A 26,356-nucleotide genomic window follows, 5' to 3' on the forward strand; every position below is an offset into this window, starting at 1 on the left:
GGGTGCGAGGCGCGGCGGAGGTCGGCAGCGGCGCCAGCCGTGACGGCGATCGGCTTTCCATCCTGGTCTGGCATTATCACGACGATGATCTGCCGGGCCCGGCGGCGGCGGTCGCCCTTGATCTCCGGGGCCTGCCACCGGCCTTGTCGCGCGGCGCGGTCCTGACCCACTACCGGATCGACGACGCCCATTCGAACAGCTTCACCGCATGGCAGGCGATGGGCGCGCCACTGGCACCGACCAACGCGCAGCGCGCCGCCCTGCTGCGTGCCGCCGAGCTGGTAACGATCGATCCCGGGCCGACGCCGTTCGCGACCGATCATGGCCGGACCACATTGCGCTTCACCCTGCCTCGCCGAGGCGTTTCCCTGCTGGTCCTTTCGCCGAAGCCGGATCAGCCTGCGGAACGCGGCGGATGATCGCCGCACGAGCATGGTCCGGGACCGATCCTGCCCGGCTTCCATGGACCCATCCCGGCCTCGCGCGTTTTGCCTGCCGCCCCGGCCGGTCGCCGGAGGTGCGGGAGACGGGATTTTGGGGAGGACGCCGAACGTGACGGGGAACATACACGATGCGGCGGCGCGGCCATGCGCTCCCGAAACCGATCGCCGACGTCGGAACCGGCATCGCGCATGACCACCCAGTCACTCGGTCCGCTGCCGGTTTCTGGCGCGAGCGCGCATCCCCATTCGACCATGCCGCGATCCCCGGACGCGATCGAGGATGTCATCGCCACCCAGCAGGCCGCGCTACGCGGACTCTACAACAGGCATCTGCGCCACGGCAGTCGCTATGCGCTGATCGACTTCCCGGATCATGCCAATGTCGGCGACAGCGCGATCTGGCTGGGGGAATTGGCCATGCTGCGTCAGGTCACCGGCCGCGATCCAGAGCATGTCGCGACGTGGCACGACTTCGATGCCGCCGCCGTCGCGACGGTGCATCCCGACACCATGGTGCTGCTCCATGGCGGTGGCAATCTCGGCGATATCTGGCCCCATCACCAGCGTCTGCGGGAAACGATCCTCACCGACATCCGCGACCGGCCGGTCGTGCAACTGCCGCAATCGATCCACTTCCGCGATGCCGGATCGGCGCGACGCTTCGCCGACATCGCCGCCGCCCATCCTGATTTCACCCTATACGTCCGGGATCGACCGAGCGTGGCGATCGCCACTGAGCTTCTCGGCTGCCGCGCCACCATCGCCCCCGACTCCGCCTTCGCGCTGGGACGGCAGATCCGCGAACCCGCCTCGGTGCCGCTGTTGGGGCTGATGCGCACCGATGCCGAGCGTCGCGCGCACGCCGGCCCCCTTCCCGAGGGTGCCGAGATCGTCGACTGGCTCCAGGACGACCCCGGTCTGCCGGCCGGCAGCACGCCGTCCGACCGGGAACGGCAGGCCCGCCACCGCGTCGCGCGCGGCCTGCGGCTGCTGTCGCGTGGCGAGCAGGTCGTGACCGACCGGCTGCACGGTCATATCCTCGCGCTGCTGCTCGACATTCCGCATCGCGTGCTCGACAACGACTATGGCAAGGTCGGCGCCTATGTCGCGGCCTGGACGGCCGCGTCGCCGCTGGTGCAGATGGCGGCATGACCGCAACGCCCGACATCAGCCTTCTGGTCTGCACCCGCAACCGCAGCCATGCCCTGGCCACGCTGCTGGAGTCGATCACCGTCGCCGTGACGCGCGCGGTCGACCACCGGATCGAAGTGGTCCTGGTCGACAACGGATCGCGGGACGACACCGCCGAGCGCCTTGCCCGGTGGAGCGGGAGCCAATCCTTCCCCGTATGCGTGGCGCACGAACCACAGGCCGGCCTGGCCCATGCGCGCAATAGCGGCCTGTCCGCCGTGCGCGGCGGCATCGTCGCCATGACCGACGATGATTGCGTGCTCGATCCCGGCTACTTCATCGAACTGGCCCGATGCTTCGGCGAGTTGGATGGCCCGGCGATCGTCGGCGGCCGCATCCTGCCCGGCAACCCTGCCGACCTGCCCGTCACGCTGAAGCTGGAAGACCATGCGATGATCGCTCCGCCGGATGCCTTTCCCGGCGGCTTCGTCATGGGGGCGAACCTCGCCTTCTCGGCGGAGGTCGCGAGGCGCGTCGGCCGGTTCGATCCCCGGTTCGGCGCGGGCGCGGCCTTCGTCTCTGCGGAGGATACCGACTATCTCTTCCGCGCGACGGGATTGGGCATCCCGCTTCGCTACGATCCCCGCTTCGTCGTCCACCATCATCACGGCCGCACGCTGGTGGCGGAGGAAACGCGCCTGCTGGCCGGCTACAGCTATGGCGATGGCGCATTATACGCAAAGCATCTGCTGCGCGACCGCCGCATCATCCGCGCGATCCTGCGCGACCTTTCGGACCTGTCGCGCGACTTTGTCGACCCGGTCACGACCCATCGCGGCATTAGCCGCTTCTACGCCTTCCGACTGCGGCACAAGGCGGCGGGAATGATCGCCTATCTGCGGGAAGGACGGACGCGAAGGAACAGGCGCGGACCCGCCGCCGCCCCCGTCACCGCCTGAGGATTTTCCATGCCCGTCACCGACATCGCGACCCGGACCTATGACCATGGCTGGCGGCTCGATCCCATCGTCCGCAGCTTGCTCGACACCGATTTCTACAAGCTGCTGATGCTCCAGCTGATCTGGCGGCTGCACCCGGACGTCGAGGCGACCTTCTCGCTCATCAACCGCACCCGGTCGGTGCGGCTGGCACAGGATATCGACGTGCACGAACTGCGCGAGCAGTTGGACCATGCCCGCTCCGTCCGGTTCGGCAAGAAGGAGCTGATCTGGCTGGCCGGCAACAGCTTCTATGGTCGGCGACAGATGTTCGCGCCCGATTTCCTGGCCTGGCTCGCGGACTTCCGCTTGCCCGACTACGAGTTGCGCGTCGTCGATGGCCAGTTCGAGCTGCACTTCCCCGGCCCCTGGACCCACACCACCATGTGGGAGATACCGGCCCTGACGATCGTCAACGAGCTGCGGTCGCGCGCCGCGCTGAAGGGGCGTGGCCGTTTCGAGATGGACATCCTCTACGCCCGTGCGAAGGCCAGGCTGTGGGACAAGGTGGAACGGTTGCACGCCCTGCCCGAGCTGGTCCTGTCCGACTTCGGCACCCGCCGTCGCCATGGCTTCCTGTGGCAGCGCTGGTGCGTCGAGGCCTTGAAGGAAGGGCTCGGTCCGCGCTTCATCGGTTCGTCCAACGTGCTGCTCGCCATGGACAACGACCTGGAGGCGATCGGCACCAACGCGCACGAATTGCCGATGGTGTTCGCCGCGCTGGCCGATGACGATGCCAGCGTGGCCGCCGCTCCGTACCGCGTGCTGGACGAATGGCGGACGCAATATGACGGCAACTTGCTGATCGCCCTGCCAGACGCGTTCGGCACCACCGCCTTCCTGGCCGGCGCACCGAAGTGGCTCGCCGACTGGACCGGCTTCCGCCCGGATTCCATGCCGCCGGTCGAGGGGGGCGAGCAGATCATCGACTGGTGGCGGGCGCAGGGCGTCGACCCGGCGACCAAGCTGCTGATCTTCTCCGACGGCATGGACGTCGATACGATCGAGGCGACCTATCGGCATTTCCACGGGCGCGTCCGCACGAGCTTCGGCTGGGGCACCAACCTGACGAACGATTTCCGCGACTGCGACCCGTCCGGCGGCGACGCACTGGCGCCGATCTCGCTGGTCGCCAAGGTCATCGACGCCAATGGCCGGCCGGCGGTCAAGCTGTCGGACAATCCCGCCAAGGCGACGGGGGAGCCGGCCGAGGTGGCGCGCTATCTGCGCATCTTCGGCGATCGCGGCATGGTCCGCACCCCGGTCGCGGTGTGACAGGCCGCGTCCGGTCCTGCTAGCATCTCCCATGGCCTCCATGAATTTCGAGCTGCTGGACATGCGGGTGTTCGTCGCGATCGCGGAGGGCAGGAGCTTCCTGCGCGCGGCCGAGCAGTTGCACCTGTCGCAACCCGCGATCAGCCGCCGGGTCCAGAAGCTGGAGGCGACCGTCGGCACCCCCCTGCTGGAACGGACCAGCCGGACGGTGCGCCTGACCCCGGCGGGACAGGAAATCCTGCCCCTGCTCCGCCGCCTGCTGGAGGAACTGGACGAATCGCTGATGGGCGTGATGGCGTCGGGCGAGCGACAGGCGGGTCGGCTGACCATCGCCAGCATCCCCAGCGCCACGGTCCGGTTCCTGCCGGCGGTGCTGGAGGCGCTGGGCCGCGACTATCGCAACGTCCGCGTCCGGGTGCTCGACCTGTCGGCGACCGAATGCGCCGAGGCGGTGCGGACCGGGCAGGCCGAGTTCGCCATCACCCTGCCCGTCTCGTCGGACGGCGACCTGGTCTATGAACCGTTGACCGACGATCCCTATGGGCTGGTCTGTCGCGCCGACGATCCGCTGGCGAAGCTGGCCGACCCCGCCTGGAGCGACCTGACAGGCCAGCGACTGGTGACGGTGCATCCGGGCAGCGGCAATCGCACCGCGCTCGACGCCGGGCTGGCGCGCGCTGGGATCGAGTTGCGCTGGTTCTACGAAGTGACGCGCCTCACCTCGGCGCTGGCGCTGGTTCAGGCGGGGCTCGGGCCGTCGGTGCTGCCGCGCCTCGCCTGCGAGGGGCCCGATGCGCGCGACCTGATCTGGCGGCCGCTGCGCGGGGCGGAGGTCGCGCGGACCATCGGCGTGCTGCGCCGCGCCTCCGCGACGTTATCGCCCGCCGCCGCCCGGCTGATGGGGCTGCTCACCCAGGCCTGGACCGCCCAGCCGCGCCCCGCCCCAGCGCGCGACGAGTAGCGAGGCCGAGACATTGGCCGTACCGCTGGTCAGCGCGCGGATCTCCGACAGGAAACGGTCGACCGCGATCAGCATCGCCGCCGCGCCGACCGGAATGTCGGGGAGCAGCGACAGGGTCAGCAGCAAGGCCGAAAAGCCGCTACCCGTCACCCCGGCCGCCGCCTTGGACGTCACCAGCATCACGCCCAGATAGACCGCCACCCGCTCCGGGGTCAGCGCGATGCCGAGCGCCTCGCCCAGGAAGAGCGTCGCGACGATCAGATACACCGCCGTCCCCGCCAGGTTGAGCGAATAGCCCAGCGGCACCGTCAGCCCGGCGACGCTGCGCGGGCATCCCAATCCTTCCAGCTTCTGGATCAGGCGCGGCAGCACCACCTCGGTCGAGGCGGTGCCGAGCACGATCAGGATCTCGTCGCGGAACGTCCGGAGCAGCATGCCGCCCCCCAGGCCGGTGGTCAGCCGCACCAGCAGGACCAGCCCGGCGATCAACAGGCCGCAGGCCAGCGCCAGCGTCCCGAACAAAAGACCCAACGAGCCGATGAAGCCCAGACCATAGGTGCCGACCGTATAGGCGATCGCCCCGAACGCCCCCACCGGCGCAGCGCGGACCAGGAAACCGAAGATGGTGAATTGCAGCCGGGTCAGCGCCTCGATCGCGCGGACGATCGGCGCGCCGTCCGCACCGATGCGCAACAGGCCGAAGCCGACCAGCCCGGCGACGAACAGCACCGGCAGGACATCGCCGGCGGTGAAGGCGGAGAACAGCGTGTCGGGCACGATCCGTACCAGGAAATCCCCCGCCCCCGTGATGTGTCGCCCGGCCAGCTGCCGCTCCACCTCCGCCACCGCCTCGCCATAGGGCGGTAGGGGCAGGCCGCGCCCCGGCTGCATCAGCGCCGCCACGCCCAGCCCGATGGCGAGCGCGGCGATGGTGATGCCCAGGAAGACGATGAGACTACGCAGCACCGTCGCGCCGGTATTGCGCGCCGCGCCGTTGCGGACGATGCCCTCGACGATCGTGCAGAACAGGACCGGCGGCACCATCATCCGCATCGCCTTGACGAAGGCGATGCCGAGCGGACCCAGATCACGCCCGAAGGCCGGGGCCAGCGCGCCGATCACCGTGCCGGAGACGATGCCGATCAGCATCTGGACATGGAGGTGGCGCAAGGCGCGCAAAGCGGGTCGATCCTTATTCATGCACCAAACGCATAGAGCGGCCCGATCATTGCATTTGATCGAAACACCCATTGTCCTGCTTAGTGCCTGCTACGGCATGATGGCTCAAGCCTCTGCCCTCCAACAGGAACCCGCATCAAGACGGGGCGATCGAGAGAGGTATGACGAACGTGCGAACTCCAAGATATCGAACCGTGGTGCCACGGCGACGGGCGCTTGGCCTGGCGCTGCTCCTCGGGCTGACCGCGATCGGCACCCCCGCGGCGGCGCGCGAGGGCAAGGCCGCGACCAAAGCCGCCACGGTGCGGGAATTGCACGTCGTCACCTCGGGCGGCTTCACCGCCGCCTTCGAGGCGCTGGCCAAGACCTATGAGCGCGACACCGGCATCCACATCGTCGCCGAACATGGCCCCTCCATGGGCGACACGCCCCAGGCGATCCCCAATCGCCTGGCCCGTCACGAGGATGCCGATGTCGTCATCCTGGCCCGTAGCGGCCTGGACAAGCTGGCGGCGCAGGGCAGCATCGCGCCCGACACCTCCGTCGACCTCGGCCTGTCCAAGATCGCGATGGCGGTGAAGGCCGGCGCTCCCGCGCCCGATATCGCCACGCCCGAGGCGCTGCGTTCGACGCTGGTCCACGTCAAGTCGGTGGCATGGTCGGACAGCGCATCCGGCGTCTATATCCAGTCGACCATGCTCGACCGGCTGGGCGTCACCGACCAGGTCCGCCCCAAGGGACGGATGATCCCCGCCACCCCGGTCGGCCGCGTCGTCGCCGAGGGCAAGGCGGAGATCGGCTTCCAGCAACTGAGCGAGCTGAAGGCGGTCAAGGGCATCCGCATCGTCGGCCTGATCCCGGAGTCCTTGCAGAAAGTGACGCCCTTTTCCGCCGGCATCGTCGCTTGGTCGCCCCATCAGGCGGAGGCGCGGGCACTCATCGCCTATCTCGCCTCGCCCAAAGCCTATTCGATCATCCGCGACAGCGGATTGGAACCCGCCGCGCAGAAGGCCAAGCCATGACCGCTTCCACCATCCCCTTCCCCGCCACCGAGGACGTGGCATCGCCGGTATCGGCCGAGCGCCGGCGATCGGCGTTCAAGTCGATCTTCATCGTCGCCAGCGGCAACTTCCTCGAGATGTTCGACTTCATGGTGTTCGGCTATTACGCCACCTACATCTCCAAGGCGTTCTTCCCGACCGGTAGCGAATTCGCGTCGTTGATGCTGACGCTGATGACCTTCGGCGCGGGGTTCCTGATGCGGCCGGTCGGCGCGCTGGTGCTGGGCGCCTATATCGACAAGCATGGCCGGCGGCAGGGCCTGCTCCTGACGCTCGGCCTGATGGCGCTGGGCACGCTCGCCATCGCGATCACGCCCACCTATGCCCAGATCGGCGTGGCCGCCCCCGTCATCATCCTGATCGGTCGCCTGGTCCAGGGCCTGTCGGCGGGCGTCGAGGTCGGCGGCGTATCGGTCTACCTGAACGAGATCGCGCCGCCCAATCGCAAGGGCTTCTTCTGCTCGTGGCAGTCGGCCAGCCAGCAGGCGGCGGTGGTGTTCGCCGCGCTGATCGGACTGCTCGTGTCGTCCAGCCTCGACCCCGTCACCATGCAGGCCTGGGGCTGGCGCATTCCGTTCGTCATCGGTTGCGTGATGATCCCCTTCCTGTTCGTCATCCGCCGCCACATGGAGGAGACCGAGGTCTTCCTGCAGCGCAAGGAGCATCCGCCGCTGTCGCAGATCATGCGAACCATCGGCACCAACTGGGGCGTGGTGCTCCAGGGCGCGCTGATGGCGGTGATGACGACCGTCTTCTTCTACATGATCACCGCCTATACCCCGACCTTCGGCAACAAGGTGCTGTCGCTGACGCCGGGCGCGGCGCTGTTCGTCACGGCCTGCGTCGGCGTCACCAACTTCGTCCTGCTGCCGGTGATGGGCGCGCTGTCCGACCGGATCGGGCGCAGGCCGCTGCTGATCACCGCGACCGCGCTGGGGACGCTGCTCGCCTATCCGCTGATGAACTGGCTGGTCGCGGCGCCCAGCTTCGGGCGGTTGCTGACGGTCGAACTGCTGCTCGCTGCGATCTACGCCACCTATAACGGCGCGTTCATCGTCTACCTGACCGAAGCGATCCCGCCGCATGTCCGCACCGTCGGCTTCAGCCTGGCCTACAGCCTGGCGACCGCGATCTTCGGCGGCTTCACCCCGGCGATCAGCACCGCGCTGATCGGGGCGACCGGCGACAAGGCGATCCCCGGCGCCTGGTGCGCGGCCGCCGCCCTGCTCTCGCTGCTCGCCCTGCTGATCGGATCGCGCCGCCGCCGCGCCGTCTGACCCCCTCGACCGTCGCGCCCGCCACCGGGCGTGGCGGTCGCCTTGTCCAAGACTAGAGGCGGCAGCCGATGTGCTTCCCGCCCACCCCTGAGAGGATGCCGTCATGTATCGTGGAGCCTTGCTCGCGATCGGCCTGTGCACGTCCCTGCCCGCCGCCGCGCAAGGCGCCGACGATGTCGCGCGCCTGACCCGGCTGGTCGAGCAGCAACAGGCGCGGATCGCCCGGCTGGAGGCGCGGCTGGCCATGATCGAGGGCACCCCGCCCCCGGCGGTCGCCGCCGTGCCGCTGGAACAGGCGCTACCGTCCGACGCCCGTCCATCGCCGCCGCTCCGGACTGCCGCCCAAGCCCCGCAACGGCCGCGCAGTCCAGCCCCGCTCGGCCAGTCGCTTCCCTCCGACGCCCATCCGCCGTCGCTCGACGCGCGGCTGGCGCGGATCGAGCAGGCGCAGAAGGAGGGCGTCCATGTCGACTGGTCGAAGGGCACGCCGGAGTTCACCAGCGCCGATGGCCGCTTCTCCTTCCGCCCGCGCGGCCGCATCCTGGTCGATCTCGCCACCACGACCGGCAGCGCGATCCCGGCCCGCAACATGACCGCCACCACCGCCCGGTCGCTGCGCCTGGGGTTCGAGGGGTCGATCGGCCCGCACCTCTCCTATCTGCTGGAGGGCGATTTCGCCGACAACGACGTGGCGATCAAGTCGGCCTATCTCGCCTGGACGACGCGCTTCATGGGCCAGCAGGCCGAGTTCGCGCTGGGCAATCGCCTGAACGATCGCGGGCTGGACGGGTCGAGCGGCACCATATCGGTTCCCTTCCTGGAGCGGAATTTCGTCGGTGCCGGCATCATCCCGGTGCGCGGCTTCTTCGGCCTGGGCGCCGCGGCCCGCATCTATGGCGATGGCTGGCATGTCGGCGTGCAGGTCTCGGGCGACGACATCAACAATCCCGGCACGCAGGGCGACGGCCTGACCATCGGGGCGCGCGCGCATTGGAACCCGGTGAAGACCGCCGACTGGCTGGTCCATCTGGGCCTCTGGGGCTTTCACGAGGAGATCGCCGCCGATGCGACGCGGCCGACGCGCAGCATCGCGGTCGGCGGCTTCTTCAACGACAATCTCCGCATCCTACCGGGCAGCTTCGCGGACGCCCGGTCCGGCGACGGCTATGGCGTCGAGCTGGGCACGTTCCACAAGTCGCTCTGGGCTTACGGCGAATATGGCGCGCGGCGGATCGAGAATCGCGCGGGCGCGTCGACCGACCAGTCGGCCTGGGCGGTGCAGGCGGGTTGGTTCCTGACCGGGGAGACCCCGCCCTATCTGACCCGTGGCGGCGTCTGGAGCCGCCCCAAGGTGCTGCGTCCCTTCACCTCGGGCGGCAGCGGCGCGATCGAGCTCGCCACCCGCTATGAGGAACTGGACTATTGCGACAATCCCACCGCCGGGCGCGGCACCGCGCTCACGCTGGGCGTCAATTGGTACCTCAACAACTTCGTCCGGCTCCAGCTCAATGCGATCGACTGGACGGTCGCCAATCCGACGCAGCGCGGCGGCGCGACCGATCATGGCCAGACCCTGATCGGCCGCGCGCAGGTCGCCTTTTGATCGATCGCGATCCTTCAGGGCATCCTCGGATAACAAAGCCGCAATTAGTTGGTATTGCATGGCCTAGGTTTTTGATTTTGCACGTTATGCGATCCCAACAACCAAGGGATCGACATGGATCAGAAAAGCGCGCCGCTGGTGGAGGCGTTGGCCGCGATCGAGCGCAAGCCGCTGATCGGGTTCGGCGCGCCGGGGCATAATCAGGGGGCCGTTATCCCCTCGGGCCTGCGGAGCCTGCTGGGCAGGCGCACGTTCCGCGCCGATGTGCTGACGCCCAAGGGGCTGGACGACCGGACGGAAGGAACGCTGGCGTTGCAACGCGCCCACGAGATCGCGGCGGAGGCCTGGAATGCCGATTTCTGCCGGTTCGTCACCGGTGGGTCGACCCAGAGCCTTCACACGGTGATGGCGGCGGTGGCCGGTCCGGGCGACACGATCCTGGTGGCGGCGAACGCCCACAAGGCCGAGCGGACCTATGCCCTGGCTGCGGGCCTCGACATCGGCATCGTCCCGGTGCAGGTCGACCAGGGATGGGACATCGAACATGGCGTCACGCCCGACGCCTTGCGGGAGTCACTGGCGCGCCATCCGGCGGCCAAGGCCTTTGTCCTGGTGAGCCCGACCTATTATGGCGTGACCAGCGATGTGGCCGCGCTGGCCACCCTCTGCCACGAGCATGGCATCCCGCTGATCGTCGATGCGGCCTGGGGCGGCGCCTTCGCCTTTTGCGAAGCCCTGCCCGACGATCCGCTGACCAAGGGCGCGGATGCCGCCGTCTATAGCGCCCACAAGACGATGGGGGCGCTGGCGCAAGGATCGATCATCGTCGCCAAGGGCGATCTGCTCGACCGGCAACGCCTGTGGATGGCCTATGAACTGTTCGAGACGACCAGTCCCTCAGTGCCGATCCTGGCGTCGCTCGACGCGACGCGGCGGGACCATGCGTTGCGGGGCGAGCAGATGTGGAACGACGTCCTCGCGCTGGCCGACCATGCACGCGGGACGATCGCCGCGATCGCGCCGCTCCGCGTCCTCGGCCGCGAGGACATGCCGGCCGGGGCCGATCTCGACCGCACCAAGGTCCTGATCGACGTGTCGGCGCTCGGCGTGTCGGGCTATGCGATCGACGACTGGCTGTTCGCGGAGCATCGTATCAGCGTCGGCTTGTCCGATGCCCGTCATCTCCTGGCGGTGATCTCGCTCGGCACGACCCGCAGCGACATCAGGGCGCTGCAGCGCGGGCTGGCGGATCTGGTCGCGCGGCTGACCGCCGATCCCGCGATGTTGCCTACGCTGGCGACCACGCCCGGTGTCGGGACCCTGTCCGTCGAAATGGCGATGGCCGGGCCGGACGCCATCGCCGGACCGGTCGAGATGGTGCGCTACGAGGAGGCGGGCGGCCGGATCGCGGCCGAGATGATCGCCCCCGCCCCGCCCGGCGTGCCCCGACTGGTACCCGGGCAACGCATCTCCAAAGCGCATGTCGCCTGGCTGGTGGCGCAACGCGAGGCCGGGGCGTTCATCATGGACCCGGTCGATCCGACCGATGCGACGATCCGGGTCGTGGCCTAGCCGGCGGCCTGCGGTGGCAGGGTCAATTGCCCTCGGCGTCGACCACCACCGTCACCGGCCGGCCGCGCGACATCGGCTCCCAGCCGGCGGACAGCGCCGCGCGGATGCACCGGGCGATCGTCGCATCGTCCAGCTGGAGGCGGCCGCGCGGCAACCCCTTGAGCAGCCGCTTGGAGGGCGGGAACTCCACGAAGACCTCGCGCTTGGCATCCTGTTGCAGGATCGAGAGGGTCATGCCCTTCCACCCCTCATCGTCCGACAGATGGGGTTCGCGCTGCAGGCGCCAGTCATAGGGGATGCCATCCACGGCGATCGTGCCGGATGTAATATGGGACTTCGACATGGACGCGCCCTTAGCACGGCCTCGCCACCATGGCGCAAGCCGGCACGATCAGGCGCGTCGCGAGCTTGCCCGCGGCACGAGCCGGTCCAGTGCATCGGCATTGTCGCGCCCCCAGCCATAGAGCAGCTCGACCGGCTCCACGAAGCGCCGGCCGAGATCGGTCAGCCGATACTCGACCATCGGCGGGATGGCGCTGTGGACGTGCCGGCTCAGCAGGCCGCTCGCCTCCATGTCCCGGACCGTCTGGGTCAGCATCTTCTTCGAGATGCCGGGCAGGCTGCGCAGCAGCACGCCGGTCCGCGCCGTGCCGTCATGGCGGGCATGGAGCGTGTGCAGGACCATGCTGGTCCATTTGGTCGCGAACAGTTCCAGCACGCGGCGCGGCGCGCAATCCTCCCGCCATTCCTCATCCGCCGTGCCGGGTTGCATATGGTTACCTCCTGGTGCCTGGGGGCGTAGATGGTGCCGTCTGGAACCGCCGTCCACCCATGACTAACTCATGTGTCGACAAGGAGAATTTCATGACGAAAACGGCTTTGGTGGTGGGGGCGAGCGGGATCGTCGGCAGCGCGACCGCGACGCTGCTGGTGGAACAGGGATGGACCGTCCACGGCCTCGCCCGACGCCCGACCGAACAGTCCGGGGTCCAGCCGGTCGCCGCCGACCTGCAGGATGCGGAGGCCACCGCCACGGCGCTGCGCGGCCTCGCCCCCGACGCCGTGTTCGTCACCACCTGGCTGCGCCAGGACAGCGAGGCGGAGAATATCCGCGTCAACGGGGCGATGGTCCGCAACCTGCTCGACGGACTGCGCGGAGGCGAGGGCCCGCGCCACGTCGCGCTGGTGACCGGGCTGAAACATTATCTCGGGCCGTTCGAGGCCTATGGCAAGGGCAGCCTGCCCCAGACCCCGTTCCGCGAGGAACAGGGCCGGCTGGACGTCGAGAATTTCTATTATGCGCAGGAGGATGCGCTGTTCGCCGCCGCGAAGCGCGATGGCTTCACCTGGAGCGTCCATCGGCCGCACACCGTGATCGGCCTGGCGGTCGGCAATGCGATGAACATGGGCACGACGCTGGCGGTCTATGCGACCCTGTGCCGGGAAAAGGGCCAGCCCTTCCGCTTCCCCGGCTCGGCCGCGCAATGGCAGGGCCTGACCGACATGACCGATGCGGGGCAGCTCGCCCGTCACCTTCTCTGGGCGGCGGAAACCGAGGCGGCGCATGACGAGGCGTTCAACGTCGTCAATGGCGACGTCTTCCGCTGGCAGTGGATGTGGGGCCGTATCGCCGACTGGTTCGGCGTGGAGGCGGCACCCTTCGATGGCGTCGTACGGCCGCTCGAGGAGCAGATGACCGACGATGCCGGCCTGTGGCGCGAGATCGCGGCGCGTGAGGGGCTGGCCGAGGCCGAACTCGGCCGGCTCGCCTCGCCCTGGCATACCGATGCCGATCTCGGTCGCCCGATCGAGGTCGTCACCGACATGTCGAAGAGCCGGCGGCTCGGCTTTACCAGCTATCAGCCGACCGACGATGCGTTCTTCGCGCTGTTCCAGCGGCTGCGCGACGGTCGCCTGATCCCCTAAGGCCGGGATCGGGCCGGGTCGGCGGGAGCGAATGATCGCCCCCCGACCCGGATCGAGGTCGATCGAACCACGGTCTCGGGCTCGACGGATGTTGGAAGCCCTGTCTCCGGACCGGGCGTATCGAGCCTGAGCCAGGTACGTCCAGACTAGGGCCGGTTCGGGATCAGGCCAGCAAGGTCCGGGCGCAACTCTGGACATGATCGGCGATCAACCGGAAGGCCGCGCTCATCGGAGACTGTCGCCGCCACGCCATGGCGATCGAGCGGTGTGCCCGCCAATTCTCGACGGTCAGGACCTTCAGGCCCGCCAGACCGCCCACATCCGATCGCAGGTAGAGACTGGGCAGAAGCGCCAGTCCCAAGCCGCTCGCCACCATCTGATGCAAACTGTCCAGGCTGGTGCCGTAATAGTCCGGCGCCACGGTCATCCCATAGCGTTCGGCGATCTCCGCCGCCTGGCGCGCCAGGTGATGGCGGGGATCGAGCGTCAGCAGCGGGCTGCCGGCAAGGTCGTCCGGCATGGTTCCGCCAGCATCGGTCGGATGATCCAGCGCCGCCACCAAGTGCAGCGGCTCGCGAAACAGCGGCTCAATCGTCAGGTCGTCGCCGGTCATCGGCAACGGACCGAGCACCACGTCGATCTCGCCACGCGACAGTTCCAGCACCTGCTCGTCCGGAATCCCTTCCCGGACATGCAGCCGCAGGTTCGGGGCCATGCGGTGCAGCTCGGCGATGATCGGCGACAGCAGATAGGGCCCGAGCGTGGGCGTGGTGCCGAGCCGCAGGATGCCCGCCAAGCTGTTGGACGCCCCCGCCGCCAGTGCGACGATGTCGCTGGCATCGCTCAACATGCGCCGTGCCGTCGCCACGATCGTCCGGCCGACCGGGGTCAGCATCGCGCCCGCCGCGCTTCGTTCGAGGAGCCTGGCCCCGAGCCGATCCTCCAGCGTGCGGACCTGCTGACTGAGCGTCGGCTGCGAGACGTTCGCCACCCGGGCGGCGAGCGCGAAGGACCCCGTATCCGCAATCGTGACCAGATATTCCAGCTGACGAAGCGTAGGCATGGCCCCCTATAGCATCCGTCTATAGCCGCGACAGCTACAATCCGATTGGCAACCCGGATGATATGCCATTACCCTATAACAATCTGGATCAATGAACGATATGACTCCACCGCGAAGTGGCGTCATGTCGACGACATTGGTCCAGGGCCGATCTGCCGAGAGGCATGACGAGGGGGATTGTTTTGGCGGCGCAGAGACTGGGATTTCGGGACGCGGTGGGGTGGCTGTCGCAGACGATCGGGCCCGATGGGGCCTATATTCGTCTAGGCATCGTCTATACCATCGCGATCAGCCTGTTGGCGCTCGCGACACCCATTTCCGTGCAATTGCTGATCAACAGCGTCGCCAACACCGCGATGCCGGCCCCCTTATGGGCGCTGTCGGGCGTCCTTCTCCTCCTGCTGTTGATGGTGGCGGCACTCAGCGCGCTTCGCGTCTGGATCATGGCCGCGTTCGAGCGTCGCCTGTTCGCGCGCGTCGTGGCGGAGGTCACCTTGCGGGCCGTCCATGCTCAGGACCCGTTTTTCGCCGACGGCAATCGCGGCCACCTGTTCAACCGCTTCTTCGACCTGGTGGTGGTCCAGAAATCGGTGCCCAGCATGGTGATCGGCGCCTTCACGATCATGCTGCAGGCGGTGATCGGCTTGACCATCACCAGCTTCTACCATCCCGTCTTCCTCGCCTTCAACGCAGTGCTGGTCGCAGCAGTATTGCTGGTCTGGATGCTCTGGCGGCGCGGCGCGATCAGCGGCGCGGTGGCGCTCAGCCATGCCAAGCACAATGCCGCCGGCTGGCTGGAGAGCGTCGGCGGGTCGAACGGCTTTTACAAATCGGCGCGCCATCTCGACTTCGCGATGACCCGGTCGGAGGCGATGACCGCGGCCTATGTCGCCACCCATCGGCGCTATTTCCGCTACCAATTCGCGCAGACCATCGCCTTTCTGCTGATCTACGCCTTCGCGAGCGCCGGGCTGCTGCTGCTCGGCGGCATGTTGATCCTGCGCGGGCAATTGTCGCTCGGCCAGCTCGTCGCGGCGGAGCTGATCCTGTCGGGCGTCTTCTACGGCATCGCTCAGCTCGGCACCTATCTCGACATCTTCTACGACATGGTCGCCAGTTCCGAGGAACTGTCGCTGCTGTTCGCCATCCCGCAGGAGAGCGCCGCAGGCGGCGGCAACGGCCCGCGCGACGGCGCGGTCAAGCTGACCGACGTGGCCTTCAAGGACGCACGCTACGACCTGACGCTCGCCGCCGGCGAGCAGCTCGTCGCGGTCGCCGAGCCGGGGGCGGAGCGCAGCCTCGCCATGCTGCTGAAGCGGCATGCCCTGCCCGAACGCGGCCTGGTGCGGATCGGCGGCGGCGACCTGGGGTCCTTCGACATGTACCATCTCCGCTCCGACGTGACGGTGCTCGACCGCTCGACCATCGTCGAGGTCACGATCCGCGAATATCTCCGCCTGGCCTCGCAGGGGCTGGACGGCGCGGCGATGGAGGCGCTGGCGACCGTCGGACTGGAACGCCGCCTCGCCAGCCTGCCCCAGGGGCTGGACACGCCGCTCGGCTCGACCGGCTTTCCGCTCAGCGTCGGCGAGGCGATGGCGTTGAAGCTCGCCAATGCCCTGCTCGTCCGGCCCAAGCTGCTGCTGCTCGGCCAGATCTTCGACCTGCTGCCGCCCGAACGGCTGCGCGCCGCGATACGGATATTGAAGGATCATGGCACGACCGTGCTGCTCTGCACCGGCCGACCGGAGGATCTGGTGCTCGACGGCTATCTCTATCTCGGCCTGACCGAGCAACGTCGCTTCGACACGCTGGCCGGGCTCCAGGCCGCCTGCAACCGGGAGGGCGACGATGCAGCATCCGCCTGAACAGCTTGCGCATTTCCGCACCCTCGCCTCGCTGCGTCCGCCCCGGGTGGCGGTCGCCGTCGCCTGGATCGTGACGATGGGCATCGCCGCGACGATCTTCGTCCTCTTCTGCGTACCCTGGTTGCAGACCGCGGTCGGGCGCGGCCAGGTCGTCTCGCTCGACCCGCAGGACCGGGCGCAGGACGTGACCGCGCTGGTGCCCGGCCGGGTCGAGCGCTGGTATGTGCATGACGGCCAGCATGTGAAGCGCGGCGATCCGATCGCCCGCATCATCGACCTCGACCCCAACCTGCTCTCGCGCCTCGCCGCCGAGCGGGCGCAGGTACAGGCCGAGATCGCCTCGGTCCGCCAGTCGCAGGCGGTCGCCCAGATCGACGTCAACCGCACCCGGCAGCTCTATGCCGAAGGCCTCGCCTCGCGTCGCGATTACGAACAGGCGCAGATCAAGGTCGCGGACTCCGGCGCGAAGCTGGCGGAGTCGCGCGCCAAGCTCAACCGCATCGACGTGCAGCTCAATCGCCAGTCGGCGCAGCTGGTGCGGGCGCCGCGCGACGGCCGTATCCAGAACCTCAACGCCGCCGCCGGTGGCGCCTATGTCTCGGCCGGGACCGCGCTGGCGGTGGTCGCGCCGGAACGGGTCGAGCGCGCGGTCGAGCTGCTGATCGACGGTCGCGACGTGCCGCTGCTGCGTCCCGGTCGTCCGGTCCGGCTGGAGTTCGAGGGCTGGCCCGCGATCCAGTTCAGTGGCTGGCCCTCGGTCGCCTATGGCTTCTTCGACGGTCGCGTCCGCACCATCGATCCCAATGCCAACGCGCAGGGCCTGTTCCGCATCCTGGTCGAGCCGATGCCCGGCAAGCCCGCCTGGCCGGATCGGCGCTTCGTCCGGCTGGGCGGCAAGGTGCAGGGCTGGGTGCAGGGCGAGACGGTCACGGTCGGCTATGAACTCTGGCGTCAGCTCAACGACTTCCCCTTGGAGTTCGGCCAGACCGCACCCTATACGGACGGCAGTGGCAAGGATGGCGGCGGCAAGGACGACGATCGCAAGATCGCCTCCAAGGCGGGCAAGCCGAAATGATCCGGCCATTCCTGCTTGCCGCGCTGGTCGCCGCCCCCATCATGGCCCCATCGGCCGTGGCGCAGCGCATCCGCGCCACCCCGGCCCTCGCGCTCGAAACCAGCACAGCGCCGTTGACGCTGGACGACGTGCTGCAAGCCTCTGCCCGCGCCGCGCCGCAGATCATCGAGGCCCTGGCCAAGGTCCGCGCCGCCGAGGGCCGCGCCGTGACCGCCGATGGCGCGTTCGACACGGTGTTCGAGGCCGATGGCCGCTCGCGCACGCTCGGCTATTATGACGGGACGATCGCGTCCGCCCGTGCGACACGACCGCTGACCGACAATGGCGGCTATGTCTATGGCGGCTACCGCGCCAGTCGCGGGCGCTTCCCCGTCTATGAGGATGAGCATTACACCAACCGCCTGGGCGAGGTGAAGGTCGGCGCGCTCTATTCGCTGCTGCGCGATCGGTTGATCGACGAGCGGCGGACCCGCCGCACCCTGGCATCGGGCGATATCGACATCGCCCGGTTCGAGCGGCAGGCGGTGGCGATCGGCGTGCAGCGGCGTGCGATCGACGCCTATCAGAACTGGGTCGCGGCGGGCCTGCGGCTGCGCGCGTATCGCGACCTTCTCCAATTGTCCGAAAGCCGGCGCGGCGGCCTGGCGCGCCAAGTCCAGCTCGGCGCCCGGCCGGACATCCTGCTGGCCGAGAACGACCAGAATCTGGTCCGCCGCCGCGCGCTGGTGGTACGGGCCGAAGGGGACTTCCAGGCCGCCGCGAACGCCCTGTCACTCTATTATCGCGACGCCGCCGGCAAACCGGTGCTGGTCGGCCCGGAGCGACTGCCCCCGGACGCCAGCGCCCTGGCCGGGGTCGCGGCGTCGGCGCGCGCCGATTTCGAGCGGCGACGGCCCGACCTGCAGATGCTGCTGGCCCGCATCGACCAGGGTTCGGCCAAACTGGCGCTGGCGCAGAACGACCTGCGTCCCCGGCTCGACCTGCGGGGCGAGATCGGCAAGGATGTCGGACCGGTCGGCCTGGGCGGCCCCACGCGTACGCCGCTGGAGGCGGCGGTCGGCTTCCGCTTCTCGCTGCCGCTGCAAAACCGCGCGGCGAAGGGCAAGATCGTCGAGGCCCGCGCGGAGATCGATGCGCTGGAGGCGCGTCGCCGCTTCCTACGCGACCAGATCACCGTCGAGGTGGAGGGCATCACCATCGGCGTCGGCGCGGCGGAAAAGCTCGCGACGATCGCCGAGCAGGAGCGACAGCTCGCCGAACGCCTGGCGGCGGCCGAGCGTCGACGGTTCGAACTGGGGTCGAGCGACTTCTTCCTGGTCAACCAGCGCGAGGAAACGGCGAACGACGCCCGGGTGCGGCTGATCGATGCGCAGGCCCGGATCGCGGCGGCCCGCGCCGAACTCGCCGCCGCGACCGCCGATCGCGTCGCGCTCGGGCTGGAGCCTTAAGCCGCCGCTTCGATCGACCCGATGCCATTTCCCGGTAGGTCGTGCGAGATGGAAGGTCTCACCGCTCGACGACATTCCGGCCGGTCGGCAGGATGGCGTCGACGCGGTGATTGGCGAACACCCACCCGCACCGTGATACGGGCGTGCGTCGCGCCACGATCCGTTCGGCGCTATCGGACCGCTCAGCGGTCCTGCACATGGGCCTCCGTCAGCCGCCAGCGTTCCAATTGGGTCAGCACGTCATTGGCGATCTGCCCGATGGTGAAGCCGGTCAGATCGCGAAAGCCCGTCTCGCCATTGGTCTGTGCGGCCAGCATCCAGGCCAGGTTGCGGCGGCCCTCCGATGCCTCCAACGCGGTATAGGCGGCGAGCGGGCGCGAGCGTGGCGACAGGCGATAGACGAAGAGGCGGCCGTCGCGCGCGGTGATGGTCAGTTCGACCCTGTCCGCCTCGCTGTCCAGCCGGGTTGCCGTCCAGCCCTCCGCCTCCAATGCTTCCTGCACCGATTGCACCGCCTGTTGCCCCTGTGACCGGAGTTGGGCGACAATGTCGGCGCGGCGGGCGGGCACGATCAACCGCTTGATCCGCTCGCTGATGGCGGGGCCGTCGGCGGGCAGCGACACGCCCGCCAGATCGGCATTGGTCTGCCGCACCAGCCCGACCGCCAGCAGCAGCATGATGAAGCAGAAGGGTAGCGCGGCAAGCAACGTCGCCGACTGCAACGCGCCCAATCCGCCGGCGACGAGCAACAGCGTCGCGGTGGTGCCCAGCAGCACGCACCAATAGACGCGCTGCCAGCGCGGCGTCTCCTCGGTGCCGCCCGAGGCCAGCGTGTCGATGACCAGCGCACCGGAGTCGGCCGAGGTCACGAAGAAGAATCCGACTAGCACGATCGCCAGCGTCGAGGTCACGCTGGCACCGGGCAGATACTCCAGGAGCTTGAACAAGGCGGTGGACAGGTTCGCCTGCACCGCGTCGGCGATGCCGCCTTGCGCCGGTCCCAGGTCGAGCGAGATCGCGGTGTTGCCGAACACCGTCATCCACAGGAAGGTGAAGGCGGTCGGCACGAACAGCACGCCGATCACGAACTCCCGGATCGTCCGCCCGCGCGAGATGCGCGCGATGAACATACCGACAAAGGGCGACCAGGCGATCCACCACGCCCAGTAGAAGAGCGTCCAGTCCGCCATCCAGGCGCGCGGCTCATAGGCGTAGAGGGTGAAGGTGCGCTTGACGAAATGATCGAGATACAGGCCGAAATTCTGGATCAGCGCGCGCAGCAGGAACAGGGTCGGGCCGACCGCCATCACGAACAGCATCAGCAGCACCGCCAGGACCAGGTTCAGTTCCGACAGGCGGCGGATGCCGCGATCCGCGCCGCTCAACACGGACAAGGTCGCCGCGCCCATGACCAGGACGATGATCGCGATCTTCACCTGGGTCGTGTCGGGCACGCCATATTCATAGGCCAGCCCCGCCGCCATCTGCGACACGCCGAAGCCGAGCGAGGTGGACACGCCGAACACGGTGCCGCACACCGCGAAGATGTCGATCGCGTCGCCCAGCGGACCGTCGATCCGCTTGCCCAGGATCGGCGACAGGCCCGACCGCAGCGTCAGCGGCATGTCCCTGCGATAGGTAAAATAGGCCAGGCTCATGCCCACCAGCGCATAGATCGCCCAGGCATGGACGCCATAATGGTGGAAGGTGATCGCCATCGCCTCGCGCGCCGCCAGGACCGTGCCGCTCGGCGCTTCGGGCGGCGAGACATAATGCTGGATCGGCTCGGCGACCGCAAAATACATCAGCCCGATGCCCATGCCGGCCGCGAACAGCATGGCCAGCCACGACAGATAGGGAAAGTCCGGCTCGGCATCGTCCGGCCCCAGCTTCAGCTTGCCCGCCGGACCGAAGCCCAGCGCAAGCACCACGACCAGGAACACCGCCACCGCCGCAATGTAGAACCAGCCGAACGTGTCGATCGCCCAGGCCTGCGCCGTCTTGAACGCGGCATCGGCGGTGCCCGGCATGGCGAGCGTCGTCGCCAGCAGCAGGGCGATGATCGCGGATGCGCCCCAGAACACCCGGGGATTGATTTCACTTTTCATCATGTCAACCGATTAGCATCGGCCGCCCCCGAATGCGAACCGGCGACTATTCCAAGACCATGGGCATCGAATACCAGCACCTGATGCGCAGACCACAAGGCCGCCGCCTTTCCGCGTCGGTCGATCCACGAGTACATGCCGACATCCGTTCATGATAAAGACGATAGCTGCGCCCAGTTCGAAGAAAAACCGTCTACGGGAAGCATTTTTCGGGCCCTCCACTTCGCGCACGCAACATGAAGTCAGGTCCTTCGTCGAAGACGGACGAAAAGCCTTCGAGATTATGGGCGCAACCCGCGCAGCGCCGGAACCATCATGGGGGATGGGTCCGGCACCGACGGGAAAGCTGCGTGTCCAGGGAAGGGCTTTGTAATTTTCATGAACTCCGCCATTTCTAGCCTGCGATACGGGATCTCGACCGCCGCCCTGCGGATCGCGGCCGCAAGCCCGGCTCATGCGCAGGTGGTCCATGCCGCCGTACCGAGCGCAGCATCGGAAGCGCCGATCGCGCCGGACTCGAAGGATGCCGCCTCGGCTGCGGCGAAGCCGGAAGCGACGCAGCCCGCCACGATCGTCGTCACCGGCACGCTGTTCCGCGATTCCAACGCCAGCTCGATCTCGCCCGTCACGCTGCTCGATTCGGCAACGCTGCTGCGCGCGAACATCACTACGGCGCAGGACGCGATCCGCTCGGTCTCCGCCGACAGCGCCGGTTCGATCTCGACCGGCTTCCGCAACGGCTTCTCGGCCGGTGGCGCGGCCGTGTCGCTGCGCAGGCTCGGCGTCTCGTCGACGGTAGTGCTGATCGATGGACTGCGTTCGGCGAATTTCCCGCTCAACGATGACGGCCCCAACGCCTATGTCGACCTCACTCCATTCCCTTCAGCGTCGTCGACCGGATCGAGGTGCCGAAGGACGGCGCGTCCTCCACCTATGGCGCGGACGCGATCGGCGGCGTCGTCGAGCTGATCAGCAAGAAGAACGTCCAAGGGATCCAAGGATCGGCCCAGGGCGGCGCGACCTGGCAGGGCGACGGTTCCCATTACCGGGCGACGCTGACCGCCGGCTATGGCGACTATCCCACTCAGGGCTTCCACTTCTACCTGAACGGCGAATATACCTATGACGGGTATATCACCAACATTCGCGCGGTTATCCGTCCAACACGCTCGAGCCAATATAGGCCTGTCGGGCAACATGCGGCTGATCAGCCGGCTCGACATCACCCGCACGCTGCGCCTCGACCTGGAGACGCCGGACGGCGTGGTACAGAAATATGCCGGCACGCTCGGGCCGTACCAACGGTCGTCGGGTGGCGGCACGCCGCGCGTCCGGGGGAATTGGCAGAATGCGTTGGAAGTCGGCAATCTCACGCTGACCGCGACGGCCGATTATGTCGGCCGGATCAAGCAGGTGGCGGCCGACCAGATCACGCCGGGCAACAAGGTCATCGACCTGTCGTGCAAGAACTCGATGGCGCCGATCCCGTCCGGCACCGACCCCAATTTCCGATGCTCCATCCGGCCGTTCGTCTATGTCGACCTGAACGCGGGTGTGCGGGTGAACGATCAGTTCCGCTTCTTCTTCAACGTGCAGGATCTGACCAATGCCCATGCGCCGCTGGCGGCGGCGGCCTATACCAGCAACCCCAACTATCTGAGCAGCTGGCATTATGCCGGCCTGGTCGGCCGCAACTCCAGCGCCGGGGCCACCTTCGGGTTCTGATCGTCTTGCATGTCGTCCCCAGGCTTGCCGAGCTTGGAGACGACCATCTCCCTCTGCCGACGCTGTCGGAGGGGTCGCCGCGCGTACCACACGCCTAACCGCCCGCGCAGGCGACGTCGGAATATCCGGACCGCCCGTCGATCCGGCCTAGCCCTTCCGCGCCCGGCGTGGCAGCTAGGTGGGCATTCGCACACGCCATCAGGACCCGCATGATCCCCACCCTGCCCGGCATCACCACCGTCGCCCAGACTATTACCCTGGCGCTGTCGCCCATATTCATGCTGACGGCGATCGGACAGTTGCTCAACGTGCTGGCCGGCCGGCTCAGCCGCGTCGTCGACCGGGTGCGGGCGCTGGAGCAGGAGATCCACCAGCGTGGCGACGGCGATCGCAGCCGCCTGGTCTGGGAACTGAGGCTGCTCGACCGGCGGATCACGATCATCAACGCCTCGCTGTTCCTGGCGGTGTCGAGCGCGGTGATGACCAGCCTGGTCGTCGCGCTGCTGTTCGTCGCCACCCTGGCGCATCTCCACTTCGCGACGCTGGTGGCTTTGTTGTTCATCGTCGCGATGCTGCTGCTGATCGCCTCGCTCGCCTATTTCATGATGGAGGTGCGCGTGTCGCTGCAGGCGATCCATGTGCGCAAGGACATCCTCGACCTGTTCAACGAGTGACGCCGTCCAGCCCCGGCCCCGCCGCCACCGTCGCGGCATAGCTCGGCGCCTGGCGCATCCGGCTGCGCTGTTCATAGGCATAGCCCGCGCCCAGCACCGCCCCCTCGCCCAGCCGCCCGGCGATGAAGGACAGGCCGACCGGCAGCCCGCGTACCGCGCCCATCGGCACGGTCAGGTGCGGATAGCCTGCGATCGCCGGCAGTTCTGAGGCGGAGGGACCGCCATATTGGTCGCCATGCACCGGATCGCTGAGCCAGGCCGCGTCATAGGTCGGCTCCACCAGCACGGTCGCGCGAGCGGATCGCAGCATCGCGTCGATCCCCTCCGCCCCCGCCAGCCGCAGCGACTTGGCGCGAGCGGCGCGATAGGCGGGATCGTCCAGCCCCTTGGTCGCGGCCGCCGCCTCGAACGTCTCCTGATCGAAGAAGGGCATTTCCCGGGCAGCCTGGATGCGGTTGAAGGCGATGACCTGGTCCAGCGTCCGCGTCGCCACGGCGGACGGCGTGGTCGCCAGATAGGCGTCAAGATCAGCCTTCAACTCGGTCTGCAACACCAGCAGCTCGGCCGCGCCGATCCCCTCCGGCTTCGGCCGCTCGACCTCGACCAGTACCGCGCCCGCCTGCGCCATCAGGTCGAGCGCCGCCTGATAGCGGGCGGCGAGCGCCGGCGACAGGGGCGGCCGGATCACGCCGATGCGCAGGCCCGACAAGGCGCTGGCCGACAGGCCGGCGGCATAGTCGCGCGTCACCGCGCCGGCGGTGGCCGGATCGGCGGGGTCGGCCCCGACCATCGCGCCGAGCATCACCGCCACGTCGCGGACGCTGCGCGCCATCGGCCCCGGCGTGTCCTGCGAGTGGCTGATCGGCACGACATGGGTACGGCTGACGAGGCCGATCGTCGGCTTCAGTCCGACCAGGCCATTGACCGAGGAGGGGCAGACGACCGAGCCGTCCGTCTCCGTACCGACCGCGGCCCCGGCGAAGCTCGCCGCCACCGCCGCGCCCGATCCCGAGGAGGAGCCGCAGGCGGTACGGTCCAATGCATAGGGATTGCGGACCAGGCCGCCGACGGCGCTCCACCCGCTCATCGACCGGGTCGAGCGGATATTGGCCCATTCGGACAGGTTGGTCTTGCCCAGGATCACCGCGCCCGCCGCGCGCAGCCGCGCCACCACCGGCGCATCGCGGCGGGTGACATTGGCCTGGAGCGCCAGGCTGCCCGCCGTGGTCGGCATCGGGTCGGCGGTCTCGATATTGTCCTTGATCAGGATGGGAACGCCGTGCAGCGGCCCGCGCACCCGCCCCGCCCGCCGTTCCGCATCCAGCGCGCGCGCCTGTGCCTCGGCTTCCGGATTGAGCGCGATGACCGAGCGCAGCATCGGCCCCTTGCGATCCATCCGGCCGATCCGTGCTTCATAGGCCCGGACAAGGTCGAGGCTGGTCGCCTGCCCCCGCGTCATCATCGCCTGAAGGTCGCCGATCGACCGCTCCTCCACCGGTACATCGCGCGCGGCGATCGGGGTGGCCGGCAGGAGGGTGAGCAGCAGCGCGACGCAATGGACAGGACGCATGGATTTCCCCCGTTGAGGACCGTGAGGCTAACCGAGGCAAGGCCTTGAGGAAAGGCGCTTTGCCGATGGCAATGAACCGGACCGGCTGATCGGCGTTAAGCGTCTCCCGATCCTTGCCGGCATAGGGATGCGCGCTTGGCCTATCTGCTCCGACGCCTTGGCGCGGTCCTGTTGCTGTTGCTGATCCTCCTCGCCGTGGCGGCAGTCGCCGTCCCGCGCTTCCTCGACCGGATCTATTATCGCGGACCGGTCAGCGGCCATTTCGATGGCGCGCATTTTGCCAATCCCGATGGCGACGAGGATACCGGCCATACGCCCGGCGGCGGCAGCCGCGCCGGCTTCTTCTGGCGCTACCTGACCGGCAGCGACGACCGCCCGCCCTGGCCGACCCAGGTCCCGGTTCGACCGGCGAGCACGGCGGAACTAGCGCCACTGTCGTCCGCCGCGACGATACCGATGCGCGCGACCTGGATCGGCCATGCCAGCGTGCTGGTGCAGGTGCCGGGTCTTTCCATCCTGACCGATCCGGTCTGGGCGGAGCGTTCGGGTCCGTTCGGCTTCGGACCGAAGCGCGTCGCGGGGCCCGGCATCGCGCTCGCCGACCTGCCGCATGTCGACCTCATCCTGATCAGCCACAATCATTACGACCATCTCGATCTCGCCACGCTGAAGCGGCTCTGGGACCGCGATCACCCGCGGATCGTCACCAGCCTGGGCAATGACGCGATCCTGCGCGCCCATGGTATCCAGGCGGTGGCGGCGGACTGGGGAGGCGTCGTGCCGGTCGGCGGTCGTCCGGGCGTCGGCGTCGCGGTGACGCGCAACCATCATTGGGGCAGCCGTTGGTTCACGGATCGCAACCGTGCGCTCTGGTCCAGCTTCGTCGTGACGCTGCCGGGCGGCAATCTGTTCTTCGCGGGCGATACCGGCTTCGGCGATGGCGAATGGCCGCGCGAGGCGCGCCGGCTCGGGCCGATCCGGCTGGCGCTGATCCCGATCGGGGCGTTCCGTTTCGCGCCCGGACAAATGGCATCGGGGGCGCATATCGGCCCGCTCCACGCCGTGTCGGTGTTCGACCGGCTGGGCGCGCGGACCGCCATCCCGATCCACTGGGGTACGTTCCGGCTGTCCTACGAGGCCTATCGCACCCCGCCCCAACTGCTGGCGGCAGCGATGCGCTGCTCGGGCATCACCGATCGCCGTTTCACGTATGTACAAATCGGGCGGCCGGTCGCCATCCCGCCCCTGAACGGTCCGCCGTCGGCCGAAACGGCAAAGGCCGACCCCGCCGCCCTGTCGCGCTGCCTCGACACGCCAGCGGTGCGCGGGCTCCGCTAGCATCATGATGGACGGGATGTCGTGACCGGTGCGTGACGCGTCGGCAACGTCGTTATCGAAA

23 protein-coding genes and 1 pseudogene are annotated in these 26,356 nt (G+C 68.4%); 17 read left to right on the plus strand and 7 right to left on the minus strand.

Annotated features, from left to right (window positions below; genetic code table 11):
• The 5 genes and pseudogenes from BRX43_RS15650 to BRX43_RS15670 form a co-directional block, all read left to right on the plus strand.
• A pseudogene (locus BRX43_RS15650) lies at nucleotides 1-419 on the plus strand (beta-xylosidase); the annotation flags it as partial.
• Between the two features lie 213 nt (nucleotides 420-632).
• Complete coding sequence (locus BRX43_RS15655) at nucleotides 633-1,595, plus strand: polysaccharide pyruvyl transferase family protein (RefSeq protein WP_241214996.1); 963 nt, start codon at nucleotides 633-635, stop codon at nucleotides 1,593-1,595.
• Nucleotides 1,592-2,533 carry a glycosyltransferase family 2 protein gene (locus tag BRX43_RS15660; RefSeq protein ID WP_125996034.1) on the plus strand — a complete coding sequence of 314 codons (942 nt, stop codon included), beginning with the start codon at nucleotides 1,592-1,594 and terminating at the stop codon, nucleotides 2,531-2,533. The genes BRX43_RS15655 and BRX43_RS15660 overlap by 4 nt, the downstream gene beginning before the upstream one ends.
• A 9-nt stretch (nucleotides 2,534-2,542) precedes the next feature.
• A complete protein-coding gene (gene pncB, locus BRX43_RS15665; protein ID WP_125996035.1) occupies nucleotides 2,543-3,847 on the plus strand; it encodes a nicotinate phosphoribosyltransferase in 1,305 nt (434 codons plus the stop codon).
• Between the two features lie 40 nt (nucleotides 3,848-3,887).
• Nucleotides 3,888-4,808 carry a LysR family transcriptional regulator gene (locus tag BRX43_RS15670; protein ID WP_277600168.1) on the plus strand — a complete coding sequence of 307 codons (921 nt, stop codon included), beginning with the start codon at nucleotides 3,888-3,890 and terminating at the stop codon, nucleotides 4,806-4,808.
• On the opposite strand, the gene BRX43_RS15675 is transcribed toward BRX43_RS15670, so the two are convergent.
• Nucleotides 4,722-6,008 (minus strand): cation:dicarboxylase symporter family transporter, encoded by a 1,287-nt coding sequence (locus tag BRX43_RS15675; RefSeq protein WP_164523634.1) that lies wholly within the window; start codon nucleotides 6,006-6,008, stop codon nucleotides 4,722-4,724. The two genes, BRX43_RS15670 and BRX43_RS15675, sit on opposite strands and share 87 nt — an antisense overlap.
• 176 nt (nucleotides 6,009-6,184) lie before the next feature.
• Between BRX43_RS15675 and BRX43_RS15680 the strand changes: the two genes are divergently transcribed.
• The 4 genes from BRX43_RS15680 (at nucleotide 6,185) to BRX43_RS15695 (ending at nucleotide 11,500) form a co-directional block, all read left to right on the plus strand.
• Nucleotides 6,185-7,009 (plus strand): substrate-binding domain-containing protein, encoded by an 825-nt coding sequence (locus BRX43_RS15680; protein WP_241214997.1) that lies wholly within the window; start codon nucleotides 6,185-6,187, stop codon nucleotides 7,007-7,009.
• Nucleotides 7,006-8,325 (plus strand): MFS transporter, encoded by a 1,320-nt coding sequence (locus BRX43_RS15685; protein ID WP_241214998.1) that lies wholly within the window; start codon nucleotides 7,006-7,008, stop codon nucleotides 8,323-8,325. The genes BRX43_RS15680 and BRX43_RS15685 overlap by 4 nt, the downstream gene beginning before the upstream one ends.
• A 103-nt stretch (nucleotides 8,326-8,428) precedes the next feature.
• On the plus strand, nucleotides 8,429-9,928 hold the full coding sequence (locus BRX43_RS15690; protein ID WP_125996039.1) for a porin: 1,500 nt from the start codon (nucleotides 8,429-8,431) through the stop codon (nucleotides 9,926-9,928).
• Between the two features lie 114 nt (nucleotides 9,929-10,042).
• Nucleotides 10,043-11,500, plus strand: coding sequence for an aminotransferase class V-fold PLP-dependent enzyme (locus tag BRX43_RS15695; protein WP_125996040.1), 1,458 nt, complete (start codon nucleotides 10,043-10,045; stop codon nucleotides 11,498-11,500).
• 22 nt (nucleotides 11,501-11,522) lie between these two features.
• On the opposite strand, the gene BRX43_RS15700 is transcribed toward BRX43_RS15695, so the two are convergent.
• Together BRX43_RS15700 and BRX43_RS15705 are read right to left on the minus strand one after the other, a co-directional pair.
• Entirely contained in the window at nucleotides 11,523-11,843 is a 321-nt protein-coding gene (locus BRX43_RS15700; RefSeq protein WP_125996041.1) for a hypothetical protein, read from the minus strand.
• Nucleotides 11,844-11,891: 48 nt separating this feature from the next.
• Nucleotides 11,892-12,272, minus strand: coding sequence for a helix-turn-helix domain-containing protein (locus tag BRX43_RS15705; RefSeq protein ID WP_125996042.1), 381 nt, complete (start codon nucleotides 12,270-12,272; stop codon nucleotides 11,892-11,894).
• A 92-nt stretch (nucleotides 12,273-12,364) separates the two neighbouring features.
• On the opposite strand from BRX43_RS15705, the gene BRX43_RS15710 reads away from it, so the two are divergent.
• On the plus strand, nucleotides 12,365-13,426 hold the full coding sequence (locus BRX43_RS15710) for an SDR family oxidoreductase (RefSeq protein WP_125996043.1): 1,062 nt from the start codon (nucleotides 12,365-12,367) through the stop codon (nucleotides 13,424-13,426).
• Nucleotides 13,427-13,589: 163 nt separating this feature from the next.
• Here the strand turns inward: BRX43_RS15710 and BRX43_RS15715 are convergent, their stop codons facing one another.
• On the minus strand, nucleotides 13,590-14,489 hold the full coding sequence (locus tag BRX43_RS15715) for a hydrogen peroxide-inducible genes activator (protein WP_125996044.1): 900 nt from the start codon (nucleotides 14,487-14,489) through the stop codon (nucleotides 13,590-13,592).
• Between the two features lie 182 nt (nucleotides 14,490-14,671).
• Here BRX43_RS15715 and BRX43_RS15720 point away from each other — a divergent pair, with 182 nt between their 5' ends.
• The 3 genes from BRX43_RS15720 to BRX43_RS20965 are packed head-to-tail and all read left to right on the plus strand — an operon-like array spanning nucleotide 14,672 to nucleotide 18,880.
• The gene (locus BRX43_RS15720; RefSeq protein WP_125996060.1) at nucleotides 14,672-16,357 is read left to right on the plus strand and encodes an ABC transporter ATP-binding protein; all 1,686 of its coding nucleotides are present in this window, start codon (nucleotides 14,672-14,674) and stop codon (nucleotides 16,355-16,357) included.
• Nucleotides 16,341-17,432, plus strand: a complete 1,092-nt coding sequence (locus tag BRX43_RS15725; RefSeq protein ID WP_125996045.1) for an efflux RND transporter periplasmic adaptor subunit — start codon at nucleotides 16,341-16,343, stop codon at nucleotides 17,430-17,432. The genes BRX43_RS15720 and BRX43_RS15725 overlap by 17 nt, the downstream gene beginning before the upstream one ends.
• A complete protein-coding gene (locus tag BRX43_RS20965; RefSeq protein ID WP_125996046.1) occupies nucleotides 17,429-18,880 on the plus strand; it encodes a TolC family protein in 1,452 nt (483 codons plus the stop codon). The genes BRX43_RS15725 and BRX43_RS20965 overlap by 4 nt, the downstream gene beginning before the upstream one ends.
• A gap of 58 nt (nucleotides 18,881-18,938) precedes the next feature.
• Here BRX43_RS20965 and BRX43_RS20370 read toward each other — a convergent pair whose 3' ends face one another.
• Nucleotides 18,939-19,079: a hypothetical protein gene (locus tag BRX43_RS20370; protein WP_164523635.1), complete on the minus strand. Its 141-nt coding sequence runs from the start codon at nucleotides 19,077-19,079 to the stop codon at nucleotides 18,939-18,941.
• Nucleotides 19,063-20,991 carry a BCCT family transporter gene (locus BRX43_RS15735; protein WP_125996047.1) on the minus strand — a complete coding sequence of 643 codons (1,929 nt, stop codon included), beginning with the start codon at nucleotides 20,989-20,991 and terminating at the stop codon, nucleotides 19,063-19,065. Before BRX43_RS15735 ends, BRX43_RS20370 begins: the two co-directional genes overlap by 17 nt.
• A 375-nt stretch (nucleotides 20,992-21,366) precedes the next feature.
• Between BRX43_RS15735 and BRX43_RS20970 the strand changes: the two genes are divergently transcribed.
• The 3 genes from BRX43_RS20970 to BRX43_RS15750 all read left to right on the plus strand — a co-directional run bounded on the left by BRX43_RS20970 (nucleotide 21,367) and on the right by BRX43_RS15750 (nucleotide 23,387).
• Complete coding sequence (locus BRX43_RS20970; protein ID WP_241214999.1) at nucleotides 21,367-21,957, plus strand: TonB-dependent receptor plug domain-containing protein; 591 nt, start codon at nucleotides 21,367-21,369, stop codon at nucleotides 21,955-21,957.
• A 228-nt stretch (nucleotides 21,958-22,185) separates the two neighbouring features.
• Nucleotides 22,186-22,713 (plus strand): TonB-dependent receptor, encoded by a 528-nt coding sequence (locus BRX43_RS20975; RefSeq protein ID WP_125996048.1) that lies wholly within the window; start codon nucleotides 22,186-22,188, stop codon nucleotides 22,711-22,713.
• Nucleotides 22,714-22,925: 212 nt separating this feature from the next.
• On the plus strand, nucleotides 22,926-23,387 hold the full coding sequence (locus tag BRX43_RS15750) for a DUF2721 domain-containing protein (RefSeq protein WP_125996061.1): 462 nt from the start codon (nucleotides 22,926-22,928) through the stop codon (nucleotides 23,385-23,387).
• On the opposite strand, the gene BRX43_RS15755 is transcribed toward BRX43_RS15750, so the two are convergent.
• Nucleotides 23,377-24,957, minus strand: a complete 1,581-nt coding sequence (locus BRX43_RS15755) for an amidase (RefSeq protein ID WP_125996049.1) — start codon at nucleotides 24,955-24,957, stop codon at nucleotides 23,377-23,379. The two genes, BRX43_RS15750 and BRX43_RS15755, sit on opposite strands and share 11 nt — an antisense overlap.
• 144 nt (nucleotides 24,958-25,101) lie before the next feature.
• On the opposite strand from BRX43_RS15755, the gene BRX43_RS15760 reads away from it, so the two are divergent.
• On the plus strand, nucleotides 25,102-26,295 hold the full coding sequence (locus BRX43_RS15760; protein ID WP_125996062.1) for an MBL fold metallo-hydrolase: 1,194 nt from the start codon (nucleotides 25,102-25,104) through the stop codon (nucleotides 26,293-26,295).
• Nucleotides 26,296-26,356 lie beyond the last annotated feature (61 nt).

The organism is Sphingomonas sp. S-NIH.Pt15_0812 (assembly GCF_003951315.1).
GTDB lineage: Bacteria > Pseudomonadota > Alphaproteobacteria > Sphingomonadales > Sphingomonadaceae > Sphingomonas.